This window comes from Moraxella sp. 179-F 1C4 NHS (assembly GCF_045370505.1).
GTDB classification, from domain to species: domain Bacteria; phylum Pseudomonadota; class Gammaproteobacteria; order Pseudomonadales; family Moraxellaceae; genus Faucicola; species Faucicola tetraodonis.
In genome coordinates this window covers 47,341-60,634 of record NZ_JBIQEC010000003.1, presented here as the reverse complement: position 1 = coordinate 60,634, position 13,294 = coordinate 47,341, and the positions used below count along the sequence as shown (strand labels likewise).

Here is a 13,294-nt window from a genome sequence, read left to right as displayed (position 1 = left end):
AGGATTTTTGACTATTTGCCAACTGTTTAATTTATAGAAACGATAATCTATCACTCAATAATAGTTTCTATAAACTTGCTGAATTATTACAGTTTTCTTATCTTATAAGAAAAAATTGGTTTTGCAAATGGTAATGATAAAAATTAGCGATAAATAATGCGATAAAAAGTGATTGACTAACCTGTTTTTACCCCAAACATTCCACCGATAAGGTTGGTAGTAACCAACGCAACAACGCCCCAAATGACCACCCGTACAATGGCAGGGAAAATTTTGGCACCCCCCAAATACGCCGATAACCACCCCAAAACTGCCAATCCTATCAAGGTTACTGTGCCCAAACCGCCGACCAAATATTGTTTTGGTAATAGCCAAATACACAGCACCGGTAGCAGCGCCCCTGTGATAAAGGATAAAGCCGACGCCACGGCTGCCTGTAGTGGATTGGCGGATGCGGTATCGGTAAGTCCAATTTCATCGCGCGCGTGCGCTTCTAGGGCATTGTGAGCAGTGAGTGCTACCGCAACATCATGTGCCATAGCAGGCGTTAAGCCGCGCTGAACATAAATATGCGTCAGTTCTTTTAGCTCGCGGTCTGAATTGTGCTCAAGTTCATAGGCTTCTTTTGCCAAGTCGGCTTTTTCGGTGTCGGCTTGCGAAGAGACGGAGACATACTCACCCGCTGCCATACTAATTGCACCAGCAATCAGCGATGCCACCCCTGTCAGCAGCAAGGTGTGACTGTCCACTTGCGCTGCCGCAACCCCCATTAATAGACTGGCAGTGGAAATCAAACCATCGTTGGCGCCGAGCACGGTTGCGCGTAGCCAGTTGTTGCGATTACTAAAATGCGGTTCATGATGTGCTGAATACATGGTCTTGCCCTCAAAAACAAAAAATTGACATAGATTAAAAAAGATAGATGAAAAGGTAAACATAACAAAATTAACTTAATAAATTCTTATAGTGGGCTTAGCAAATAATAACCTTAACAAGGCTAGATAGTTTTCAGCCAGATTCTTTACCATGTTTTTACCCTAATAAATCAGCGTCTTAATTGACGTGATAGTTGCCAAGCTGCCTCATCGCGCAGCTCATGCGACTGCTTGGCAGATACAGTGGCTTGTCTACCTGTGTTGAGCGATGACCATTCGGGCTTACCACGCGCTTTTTTGAGCAAACTTGGCAATCTATCAACTGACCAAGGCGCGAGCGATTGGTTCGCCATGATGCTATCAGTCGCCGCATGACCACGATGGCGTAGCGCAGTCAGTAAATCCATTGCTCGAGTTGCCAGTAAGGTCAGGGTAGCAGGGTCTATGTGCAGCCGTTTGACGCCGCTGATTTTGTCGGCAATCGCGCTGGTGTTTGACAGTAAGCCACCTGCCAAACCACCAAGCGCCGTACCCAGCCCCAGTGAAGTGCCAAGGGTGGCGACATCAATACCTAAACCAATCAGCGCGCCTGCCGCAGCACCGCCTGTGGTACGAATCCCATAACTGGCTAGTACCTCTTTATCGAACGGATCGCGACGATATTCAGTCAGTTCAAGCGGTGTGGTGGTGACGATATTGTCATAAAATTTATACAGGTTTAATAGTTCATCTTGCATATTGCGTTCAGCTTGGCGTACTTTTTCTTGCATTTTTTGCAAGGTGGGCAGCGGATCATCTTCCTCATGAATGGTTTCAACAAAGGCGGCAACGTTTAATAAAAAATGCGCAATGATAATATTGGCATCATCGTACAAATTATCCCAATCGGCTTTACGACGCTCGATCAGCTGTTTGATAATTTCAGGTTGTATTAGCATGGTTTCTAAGTTTTGCCACAGTTTGATTTCATCATCAAATTCAAACGCCACTGAGTCAAACCGCGTGGATACATGTAAGTTGCGGCGCGCGAGCATCTGCTGCCACTCATTGATATTGCTATCTTGACCCTTAGTAAAGTTAAATACAGGCATGACGGGGATGGCTGACCATGACAGCACCGTCAACTCATCTTTATATTTGCCGAGCACAGGCTCACGCGCATCAATCACATAGACGGCCATATCACTGGCAATCAGCTGACGAATGACCTTGGCTTCTTGGCTAAACTCGTCTTGCGCAGGCGCACTTGCCAAAAATTGCTGTAACCGCTCCACACCGTCACGGCGGGCAGCGGTGTTGTCTTCTAACCAATCAAGTAGCCCTGACGCATCTTCTAGACCGGGCGTGTCATACAGTGCCACCAAGCCTTTACCCGTTTGGCTGTCATTGATCATGGCTTTTTCCACATGGCGGGTAGTGGCAGGCGCATTTTTGACTTCGCCAAAGTACATATCACGCAACAGGGTGCGCAGTAGCGAAGTTTTACCGGTATTGGTATGACCCACGACCGCCAATTTTAACGCTTCATTTTCGCCAATGCTGATTTTGCGGCTGCGATAGGGATTTTGTTCAGCTTGGGCTAATGGATGATTGGACATCTGCGTAGCGATGTCGGTGCTTGGATGGGTCACACTGTCAGCGACCCCCGCTGGCAAGGTGGTATTCGCTGGCAAATAATCTTTGGTTAAATCAATTGTCAGTTTTTCTTGGGCGGTTATGTCTTTGTTATCCATTATTTGTTAACCTTTATGTATTCAGCGCGAGCTATTTTTGGCAAGTTCTTTTGGCAAGTTCTAAGGCATGGGTGACATGATTGAAGGCAGTTTGGGTCAGTGGATGTGCCAACCAATCATCAAAACTATGGGCAACATCATCTATGTTTTCGCTACTATCTTCTGCCAGTTGGTCGTAATAATCCAAGTAGCCTTCAGCGGTTAAAATCACCCAACCATCACTCACGGCAGATTTTTCTTCCATGGCGGTCAAAGATAGATAAAACCCAAGCATATCAAGCATCAGCAAAATCGCGTCACTGGTGCTGTGTGGATAGCTCTCGCCCATAGCAAACATGATGTCATCGAGCGCATTTAGCGCCTGTTCGATACTAGCGGTTTGCCAAGTTTGAGTATTTACGGCGTCAAATAGGGCTTGATAGTGCGGTTTTTCACTGTCGAGTTCATTGTCAAGCCAATCGGCTGGTAAATTTTGAACGAATTGACGCAGTAGATTTTGCACAAAAGCGCTTTGCGCTGTGAGCGTAAGCTGTGCAGCAGTCTGGGCAATGCTATTAATCACATCGGCATAGCTTGTCGTGGCATTCATGGTTAATTTTCTCTTACTAGGGCAATCTGGCGTTCTGCCAACGCGGTTTCCCATTGTAGTTGACGGGCTTTGATGGTTTCAATTTCGCTCGGACTTGGCAGGTAGCCTTGATTGGCATCGAGCAGTTGCACAATCATACCGCCTTTTGCCGCGCTTGCGATATTATCGAGTTTTCGCAGGGTGCCACGGTCGGGGAGTGCGAGATTGGAGATACCGACGAGCACTTGAACAGGGTTGCTTTGAAGGTAGGCAATCAGTTTTTCCAAGTCATCACGATCATCGATACGACCAAAGTTTTGCGCTGCCATACCAACGGTTTTGGCATACCATTGCGGGTTGGCTTGCGGGTATTCGAGCAACACGGCGAGTTTATTGGCTAGGCTGATTTGCGCAGTGGGTGCGATAGGTTTTTGCTCAGCAGGGCTGTCATCGGGGTCAATCACTTTGCGCTGCCAAAAATCGATAATTTTTTGATAATACGGCTGTTTGGTATCAAGTTTCATACGGCTTGAGCGCACCATCATCAGACAACATAGCCAGGCGAGCAAACGTGGCACGATACCGTACATCAGTAGGCTACCGATTAATAACATCGCCCAGCGAAACGAAATCATCTGTGGCGTGGTTTCAGGATTCATTTGCGCGGTGATAATATCTTGTGCCGTTGGCGTAGGAAAGCCTACCCAATGGGGCAGCCAAGACATCAGCTTGACCACTTCCACCACGTTGCTGTCTTGTAGTAGGGTTGATTCCCACACAAAATTATAATTTTTGACCAATAACAATAGAATTAATGACACCAACATTCCCGATAGGCTGGCTAACCAAAACTGGTGGCTGATACGACTGACGTACCATTTGGTGCCAGCGTGATTAAGCTGGTCTTGATATAGCTCTACTGCCGTTTGGGTAACAACATCTTTGCCACGCACTAGGGTGGCAGGGGTAAAAAAAGCACCAAAAAAACTGGGTTTGTTGCGCGGTGAGAACAGCATCCAACCGAGCCAAACCAGCAAGATAATGGTATTAAACCCTAATAAACTGGCTAGCACATAAAAAAAGTTCACCACCTGCGCTTGCATCAAGCCAAATAACGCCACAAAGCCCAAAATAAACCACAGCACAGTCAATCCCCAAATCACGCCATTGACGCGGGTGTCGATGGTGGTGAGTAGCTGCGCAAGTTTACCATCATTGTCAATGCGTGTGGCACGGCGGCGCAATTTGGTCAGCGGTTCACCCGGTTCATGTTGCAGTTTTTCAGTGATAAGGATCGGGTCAGCGGCAAAAATATGCTGTTTTTCTTCTAGCCTGCGCACCAGTTCGGTGAGTTGGTCTTGAGATGTGTACATGTTAATTTTCCAACCTTTTCATGCCAATAAAATACCGACTAAACTGATAAGCCACGCGCCCAGAGCGTCCGCCGCGTTCACTGGCAAAGCGCAAGGCAGCGGCTTTTGCTTCCTCATCAAAGGGCAAACTTGCTTGCGCCAAATAATGCGCACAAATATCTAAATACACAGGCTGGGTCATCGGATGAAACGACAGCCACAGCCCAAAGCGGTCAGACAACGATACAGTTTCATCAATCGTCTCGTACGGATTGACTTCATCAGTTTGCCCATTATAAATGCTCACATTGTCTTTCATCAGTTGCGGTAATAGATGACGGCGGTTACTGGTCGCATAGACCAGTAGTTTGTCTTGCTCGCTATCTAGCGCGCCGTCGAGCACACTTTTGAGCGTGCGATAATTCTCATCTTGCCCATTGAACGCTAAGTCATCACAGTACACCACATAATGACAGCCATGATTGGGCTGAGTTGTATGAAGGTCTCGTACCGCTTGGCGAATCGGCTCTAACATCACCAAATCATCTCGTGACACTTCGATAATACGAAGACCATCCGCTTTATATTGATTGAGCAATGCCCGAATGAGTGAGGATTTTCCTGCGCCACGCGTGCCTGTCATCAGCACATGATTGGCAGGTAAGCCTGCTAAATATTGGCGCGTGTTTTGAATCAGTTTATTTTTTTGCACCTCAATGCCAAGCAAATCATCCAACGTCAATCGCAAATCCACGGTTAAAGGCACCATTTCACCGCTGCCCGTGCGGCTATTTGATTGCCATCGGTAGGCAAGCACGCTTGGGTCAAGTTGTATGGGCTTGGGCAGCTGCGCCTGTAAAAATTGGGTGAGTAAGTATTCTAAATTAGCGGGTAAACTAAGATTAGCGGGTAGACTAAGTTGCGACATACAAGGGTTCTTCTGAGTGGTTTTTAAGTAATTGGTTTTAAAATGAGGGGTTTTTAAGCGTTTTTGCGGTATTTAGTTCGTATGATAGCAAAACTCCGTTAGATTACCCATTATCTTTGTAAACATTGCAGCATAACACTGGCTTTTTGTTTACAAAAAAAATCAATTCAGTTATAAAGATAGGCTTTATAATAAAATTTGTTAAGGAAGATCAATGAATGCGCAACAGGCCATCGCCTTTAGTATAAAACCTCTCACTTTTGCTATCGTCATGCTGGGGATTCATGGCTGTGCCACACAGCCTAGCGCGAGTCAGCCGCTGTCTCAACGCGTGTTGCAAGCCAACCAAAATTTGCTCAGTCGCCAAAGCTATGCTTATGACTATCGAGTCAATGTGGTGCGCCCGCCCTTACGTAGCGCACAAGCGTTAGCTGCAAGCCCTAATCGTTTAAAACTTATCCAGCAGCTTAGCGCAGCACAGCACCTTGATGCTCGCCAACAAGCCTTGGTTACAGAGGGGGTCAATCACCAAACCCGTGAACAAAGCGAAGCGGGGCAAGTGATGGATATTTTAACCAAGCGCTTTGAGTTTGCCTCCACAGGTGTGGTAGATTTTCGCCGAGGGCAAATGTCAATCGTGCCTGAATTTCGCTACGTGCAGAACAATGCAGGGGCGTTTATCAAAGTGCCGCTTGCGGCTGATTTTGCGCGCTCCAAAGTATATGCTGACTTGTCGGGACTCTCTGAGTTTGCCACCGACCCCCAATATGATGGACGCTACATCGAATATGACTATAGCAAACTGCTAAAAGATAAAAAGATAGATAAAAGAGCCTTATTCAAGGTATTTGAACAGATGTCACTGCTAAATGCCACCCTTGCTAAAGAAAGCGACTATCAGCCATTGGCTTTGACTACTGAAGATAAAGCCAAAGGTGTGAGCCAGCGCATTGGCTACCGCATTGGCTACAATCAAATGATAGCGGAGTATTTGCTGTTCTTCCACGTCAATAAACGCTACCTAAAATCATTCATCAATCCAGCCGATTTTGCCAAAGATGATGAGCTAAAGCAGCTTAGTAGCCTTGCCGTTAGCCCACGGTATCTGATGAAAAAAGCCTTTGACAGCAATGAGTTGGCAAGCGTTGAGGAAAAAGCGTATGAATCTGCCATGCGCCTGTATGAAGCGATTGACAAAATGCGCGCGCAATCAGATGAAAGCGCTGCTGACCCAGCCAGCGCCGATGCTGCAGAGGCTATGGACAGTTTAGAGACTCAAACAGCCACTGACGAGTCAACCACTGATGAGTCGAGCAGTGACGAATTGGGTCAAACTGCAAAAGCCTTAGCAGCCTTTGACAAATACCAATCAGATAAATTGGTCAGTGCCGCCGCACTGGCAAAAATCATCGACGCCAATCCGCAAGCCTTTAAAGCGCTGCAAGCTGAAATAAGCAAAGAGGCAAATAGCAGCTTTATCTCAATGGATGACGACATCCGTATCAGCTATGGACTCAACCGCCAAAATCAACTACTCAATGTGGTAGCAATGAGTGATTTGCCAGCATTTGAAAAAACCACGCCGCCAACCAATCAGCCCAAGACCCAAATGCGCACAGTGGTTAACTTTTATGATTATGGCAAAGCCCGCGTCAATCCTGATATCTTCAACAAGGCAATCACTTGGCAACAAGCATCAAAAGATAACAATCTATGGGCGGCGACAAAACAATCCAAAATCTTTGACAGTGATAAGAATTTAGAAGCCTTGTCCTATAGTTTGCTCAAACAAAACAAAGGGTTTGTCGAGACCTTTGTCACCCTTTATACCTACCAGTTTGTGTTGCAAAAAGATGAAGCAAGCCTGAGCGAAATAGATATGGCGGCGCTAAACGCCGCTGCAACCAAACTTGCAAAAATACAGGCCGATAATTATGCGGTCGTAAATACCGATAGCCGTCAGCAAGAGGCGGTTACAGACATTGATGCGTATGTCGATGATGAGCTTGCCGAACATATCGCAGGGATTGTTGATAAAACCTATCGCAATCAGCAATACTTGCAACAGATTGCTAGACTTAAAGCCCAAGGCAAATCTGACGCCCAGATTTTTAGCCAGTTGTATCAAACTATCAGTGACAAACCCAGCGATGTAGAAAGCGCAGCTGCAGTGGCGGCGGAAGCTGCAGCGGCAGTAGATGTTGTTGAGGAAAGCGAAGAACAACAAGCTTGTTCGCTACTGTTGGACACAGATAAACTTGATAAAACATCACGCACCCGCCTTGCCAAAATCTGTGCAAAAATAGACAAAGCCACCGCCCAAGAACAGGCAGCCAGCCAGCAATCTGGCAGCGCTGATACTGCACCCGTCCCCATGACGGCTGCCGATATTGCCAAGCAAAAGCAGGCGCGTGATAAGTTTAATCAATTACTTGGCGAAATCGCTATCGAAGACATGCAGACCCAAGCCAAGCATATCAGCCTATCTGATGAAGATGATGAGTTAATTGAAAAACTCAAACCTCACTTTGAGGCGAGCTATGATTTTAATTATGATGCCTACAAGGCTGCCTATCAGTTGTTACTTTTGAGTCAATAATCAGGTAAGCGTATCATCAGCTACTGATAAGCAATATAAAACAGATAAAAAAAGCGGGATAACTGATGTATCCCGCTTTTTGTACGTCAATCACTCGTGCCATTTTTAACCATGACAGGTTTATAATACGGTACGAATACTTGCCGCTTCATCCAGCATTTTATACAGGCTATTGACTTGCTCAGCTTCTGTCAAATATACATTGGCACGTACTGAATGAAAACGACCGGTACGCGATGGATTGATAGTCAAACTTGCCAAATCAAATTCAGGAAATAAAGTACCCAAAATTAATTTTACTTCATCGAGTAGCGTCTCTTTGTGACCCTCATGACCGATGATGCTAAGCGGATAATCCATAGGGAAATTCCACAATTCTGGGTGCTGGATATCCGTAGGTTTTGCCGCTCGCGTACTACATGCAGCGGCTTCCAAGTTATTGAGTGTAATTGTTTTATCGTTCATAGCATCACCTAAGGTTGTATAAATTTCTTTAGGGTCTAAATGAGGGTAAAACCGATAATTTCAAGACGTTGCAGTTTGGCGTTGAAAAAAGCGCCATTCATAACCCAATTCATAAAAAGCCACATTTATAGAAAAACCACATTCACAAACTCGCCCATAAAAAAACCGAGAATATTGTCTCGGCTTTTTTGGATGGATATAACATTAATCATTCTCTAGGAATGAACGTAAATGTTCGGAGCGAGAAGGGTGGCGCAGTTTACGCAGCGCTTTGGCTTCAATCTGACGAATACGCTCACGGGTGACATCAAATTGTTTACCCACTTCCTCTAAGGTATGGTCGGTAGACATATCAATACCAAAACGCATTTTAAGCACTTTGGCTTCACGTTCGGTGAGGTTGGCTAACACTTCACGGGTAGCTTCTTTTAACCCTTGTGCCGTTGCTTCATCCACTGGGCTTGATATGCTCGAGTCCTCAATAAAATCACCCAAGTGACTGTCTTCATCATCGCCGATTGGGGTTTCCATTGAGATTGGCTCTTTGGCGATTTTGAGTACTTTACGGACTTTGACTTCGTCCATCTCTAAGCGTTCGCCCAATTCCTCAGGGGTAGGCTCACGTCCCATTTCTTGTAATAGCTGGCGCGATACACGGTTGATTTTATTGATGGTTTCAATCATGTGCACGGGGATACGGATGGTACGCGCTTGGTCAGCAATCGAGCGGGTGATGGCTTGGCGAATCCACCAAGTGGCATAAGTGGAGAATTTATAACCACGGCGATATTCAAATTTATCTACCGCTTTCATCAAGCCAATGTTGCCTTCTTGAATCAAATCAAGGAACTGCAAACCGCGATTGGTGTATTTTTTAGCAATCGAGATGACCAGACGTAAGTTTGCCTCAACCATTTCTTTTTTGGCGCGGCGGGCTTTGGCTTCGCCCACAGACATGTTGCGTGCGACCACTTTCATTTGGTCGATGCTCATGCCAAGATTTTGCTCATGCTGCTGGATACGCCCTTGATACTGTAATACTTCGTCAAGTACCCGCTCTAACGTGTCAGCAAAGGCAGGTTTGCCTGCGATACGGTTAGGGAGCCAGTCAAGGTTGGTTTCATTATGCGGAAAGGTTTTGCGAAACTCATCTTTTGGCATTTTACCGCGGCGAATCACCAGTTTCATGATGTGACGTTCGTTTTTACGCACGTCTTCATACACCTCGCGCATCATATCCATGATATTGTCAGAGACGCGGCTATTGAGCTTAAATAGCATAAAGCAGTTGGCAAGCTCATTCATCGCAGCTTTGACCACGTCGCTATCACGATCATGGGTGGCTAATAAATCTTTGACCTTGTTGAATAATTGCTCTAATTCTTCAAAGCGCAGACGCACTTCTTCAGGGTCAAGACCGCTGGCTTCTTCGGTATCGGCATCTTCACTGACGTCGCCATCGGCTTCTTCGATTTCATCGGCGTTTTCGGCTTCATCGTCGAGCTCATCCTCGGCTTTGTCGTCTTTGACTTTGGGTTTGATAATCGGTAACGCGATTTCTACCTCTTCGTCATCGGCAAGCGGGATGACATCAGCGGCTTCAGGGTCAAGAAAACCGGTAATAATATCCGAGACTTTCTTTTCACCTTCAAAGGTTTGGTGGTATTCATTAATGAGCATGGCCACCGTACCTGGCCAAAAGGTCATGGCATGTTGTACATCTCGAATACCATCTTCGATACGCTTAGCAATCGCAATCTCACCTTCACGGGTGAGTAGGTCAACCGTACCCATCTCACGCATATACATACGCACAGGGTCGGTGGTGCGACCTGGCTCAGATTCTACTGAGGCAAGTACTGCAGCGGCTTCATCGACAGCAATTTCGTCATCATCCGCATCATCGCTAAGCATAATGTCGTCTTCATCAGGCGCGGTCTCAAAAATCTTGATGCCAACGTCTGTGAGCATTTGAATAATATCATCAATTTGGTCACTTTCAGTTACCGATTCGGGGAGTTGGTCATTGATCTCAGCATAGGTGAGATAACCTTGCTCTTTACCTAATTGAATCAGCGTGGCTAATTGAGAAGTTGAATGTTCGCTCATGAGGGCTCGCTTTGATATTGGTTAAAAAAATAAATAATGTAATAGCACGACAAATAAGCTAATGACTGTATTTCTTCATTTTTATCAAGGGATACACCCTGCAAATGACAGTCGAGGACTAAATAAAGATTTAGTATGATTAAAAAGCGGTAGTCAACCTATTATTATAACGGATTATATGAGGTTCGCGGGGAGAAAATTAAAGGCAAAGCGGGTAAGTTTTCGCTTTATGCGGCATTTCGCGCAGTTTTTGGCGGGTTATTTTGGTAAATTAATCAATATCAAGCTCGATTGCCCCTCTAACTTGACAACAGCAGGGTAGGATTTCGTCATCGTCTAACATCACCAGTGGCTCATTGATGTATTCGATACGGGTGTCATGGTGGCGACGGCGGTATTTGAGCTTACAAGTACCGCAATAACCTTCAAGGCATTGGTGATTGGCAGGGATTTTTGAGCGAAGCATGCCTTGTAGCAACGTCTCGGCGTCATGCAGATAAAACTGCGTGTTGTTGGTAAAAATCCATGCCATAATCGATTATATTGCCTAAATAAAATAAGCGTATGACGAATTACAATTCAAAATCATCAAACGCATCATCACTCAGCTCTGCGTCAATTTGACCGACCAAATAAGAGGTGATTTCTGACTCTTGGGGCGCGACTTGCACGTTGTCTGAGGACAACCACGCATTGATCCATGGAATTGGATTGTTTTTAATTGCCGCAAAAATGGGTGGCAAGCCAATCGCATCCATACGTAGATTGGTAATGTACTCGACGTATTGCACCAAGATATTTTCATTCAAGCCAATCATTGAGCCATCTTTAAACAAGTATTTTGCCCATGCTTTTTCTTGTTCAGCCGCGTCTTTGAAAATTTCAATGGCTTGCTGTTGGCAATCTTGGGCGATTTCTACCATGTCAGGGTCGTCTTTGCCCGATTGCAGCAAATTAATCATATGCTGGGTGCCGTTTAGATGCAGCGCTTCGTCACGGGCAATCATTTTGATGATTTTGGCATTACCTTCCATCAGTTTGCGCTCAGCAAAGGCAAATGAACAAGCAAACGACACATAAAAACGAATCGCTTCTAGCACATTGATAGCGACCAAACATAGATACAATTTGGTTTTAAGCAGGCGTAAATTGACCTCGACGGGCTTGCCATCAATCACATGACGACCTTCACCGTATAGGTTATATAGCTGAGATAGTTGGTACAGCTCGTCATAAAACTTGGCAATCCCTGTCGCGCGCTCTAGGATAAAAGGATTGTCAACGATATCGTCGAATACTTTGCTTGGGTCATTGACCACGTTACGAATAATGTGGGTATAGCTGCGAGAATGGATGGTCTCAGAAAATGACCATGTTTCAATCCAGGTTTCTAATTCAGGAATTGATACCAGTGGCAGTAGCACGGCATTGGGGCTACGACCTTGAATGGAATCAAGCAAGGTTTGGTACTTTAGGTTGCTTAAGAAGATATGCTGTTCATGTACTGACAAGTTGCTAAAATCCAAGCGGTCTTTGGAGACGTCAATTTCTTCTGGACGCCAAAAAAACGACAATTGCTTTTCAATCAACTGCTCGAAAACAGGGAATTTTTGTTGGTCGTAACGTGCCACATTGACAGGCTGACCAAAAAACATCGGCTCAAGCAATGGGTCATTTTTGGTTTGGCAAAAGATGGAATATGACATAGCGGTGAATCTTCTTCAATCAAAGTTCAAGACAAGTGGCATAGCAATATCAGCTAACAAATGCTATCAGCTAACAAGTGCATCAACTGGCTAGTGTGCTTGGCTATTATAGATAACAACATATAGCAATTGCAATCCACCCAAGGATTTGATTTTTAAGGATAAAATTTATAACATATTGAAATATATAACTATTTGTATATCAAAAAATTAGTAATTAAATTTATTGACATTTGAAAATCTATATATTGTGTTTTTATTTTAGCACGCAATAAAAAAGACGACTGTCAAAGCCGTCTTTTTGGTCAGATGGGACGATTAGCCAAGATAAGCGTTATACATCCACACCAATTTTTCTTGTTCTTGCACATAGGCAGTCAATTGGTCGGCAGTGCCTTGATCGTCATCTTCATCCGCTAAGTCAATGATTTCGCGTTCTTTAGCGATGGTCATAGTCAGACCTGTTAAAATACCTTTCACACATGCCACACCGTCAGAGACGTTTTTGTCTTCTTTGATGCTTGAGATTTTTAAGAAATCGCTATAAGCATGTAGTGGGGTACCTTGTAAGGTCAAAATGCGCTCAGCAATTTCATCAATTTGGACTTGCAGCGCAGTATATAACTCTTCAAACTTCACATGGAGGGTAAAGAAATCTGAGCCACGCACATTCCAGTGATAGCCACGAACATTGGTATAGAACACATGATAGTTGGCTAATAAGGTATTTAATTGCTCAACAATGGCGCTCATGTCTGCAGCGGCTAGACTGATATCGCGTGTTTTACTTGAGGCAGATTTGGAAGCGGTAGATTTGGCGGTAGTCACTTTTTCACCTGATTTATCGTTATTGTCTAATTGTTCTGAGTCTTGTTTGGTTGCTGATTGTTTTGTAGTGGCTTGTTTTGCCATGTTGTTATCTCCTAAAATGATGATTTTTATTTGTTTAGGACTTAATT

The 13,294-nt window shown here is 44.9% G+C and carries 11 protein-coding genes; 1 reads left to right on the top strand and 10 read right to left on the bottom strand.

All coding sequences use genetic code 11. The features are described 5' to 3' along the window. Window positions 1–176: 176 nt before the first annotated feature. From ACH0AB_RS02135 to ACH0AB_RS02115, 5 genes are all read right to left on the bottom strand, one after another. Window positions 177–875: a VIT1/CCC1 transporter family protein gene (locus tag ACH0AB_RS02135; RefSeq protein ID WP_406876975.1), complete on the bottom strand. Its 699-nt coding sequence runs from the start codon at window positions 873–875 to the stop codon at window positions 177–179. A gap of 170 nt (window positions 876–1,045) precedes the next feature. Further along, window positions 1,046–2,608, bottom strand: a complete 1,563-nt coding sequence (locus tag ACH0AB_RS02130; RefSeq protein ID WP_406876974.1) for a DUF3482 domain-containing protein — start codon at window positions 2,606–2,608, stop codon at window positions 1,046–1,048. Window positions 2,609–2,639: 31 nt separating this feature from the next. Beyond that, window positions 2,640–3,197 (bottom strand): hypothetical protein, encoded by a 558-nt coding sequence (locus ACH0AB_RS02125; protein WP_406876973.1) that lies wholly within the window; start codon window positions 3,195–3,197, stop codon window positions 2,640–2,642. Window positions 3,198–3,199: 2 nt separating this feature from the next. Further along, complete coding sequence (locus ACH0AB_RS02120) at window positions 3,200–4,549, bottom strand: DUF2868 domain-containing protein (RefSeq protein ID WP_406876972.1); 1,350 nt, start codon at window positions 4,547–4,549, stop codon at window positions 3,200–3,202. A gap of 1 nt (window position 4,550) precedes the next feature. Further along, entirely contained in the window at window positions 4,551–5,456 is a 906-nt protein-coding gene (locus tag ACH0AB_RS02115) for an ATP-binding protein (RefSeq protein ID WP_406876971.1), read from the bottom strand. 214 nt (window positions 5,457–5,670) lie between these two features. Here ACH0AB_RS02115 and ACH0AB_RS02110 point away from each other — a divergent pair, with 214 nt between their 5' ends. Next, window positions 5,671–8,055 (top strand): hypothetical protein, encoded by a 2,385-nt coding sequence (locus tag ACH0AB_RS02110; RefSeq protein WP_406876969.1) that lies wholly within the window; start codon window positions 5,671–5,673, stop codon window positions 8,053–8,055. 120 nt (window positions 8,056–8,175) lie between these two features. Here ACH0AB_RS02110 and ACH0AB_RS02105 read toward each other — a convergent pair whose 3' ends face one another. The 5 genes from ACH0AB_RS02105 to ACH0AB_RS02085 form a co-directional block, all read right to left on the bottom strand. Further along, a complete protein-coding gene (locus ACH0AB_RS02105; protein ID WP_007115703.1) occupies window positions 8,176–8,520 on the bottom strand; it encodes a YbeD family protein in 345 nt (114 codons plus the stop codon). A 204-nt stretch (window positions 8,521–8,724) separates the two neighbouring features. Then, window positions 8,725–10,629, bottom strand: a complete 1,905-nt coding sequence (gene rpoD, locus ACH0AB_RS02100) for an RNA polymerase sigma factor RpoD (RefSeq protein ID WP_406876968.1) — start codon at window positions 10,627–10,629, stop codon at window positions 8,725–8,727. Window positions 10,630–10,900: 271 nt separating this feature from the next. Then, entirely contained in the window at window positions 10,901–11,161 is a 261-nt protein-coding gene (locus ACH0AB_RS02095; RefSeq protein WP_007115706.1) for a 2Fe-2S iron-sulfur cluster-binding protein, read from the bottom strand. A 40-nt stretch (window positions 11,162–11,201) separates the two neighbouring features. Then, the gene (gene nrdB, locus ACH0AB_RS02090) at window positions 11,202–12,335 is read right to left on the bottom strand and encodes a class Ia ribonucleoside-diphosphate reductase subunit beta (protein WP_312115078.1); all 1,134 of its coding nucleotides are present in this window, start codon (window positions 12,333–12,335) and stop codon (window positions 11,202–11,204) included. A gap of 318 nt (window positions 12,336–12,653) precedes the next feature. Next, window positions 12,654–13,247 carry a Dps family protein gene (locus ACH0AB_RS02085; RefSeq protein WP_406876967.1) on the bottom strand — a complete coding sequence of 198 codons (594 nt, stop codon included), beginning with the start codon at window positions 13,245–13,247 and terminating at the stop codon, window positions 12,654–12,656. Window positions 13,248–13,294 lie beyond the last annotated feature (47 nt).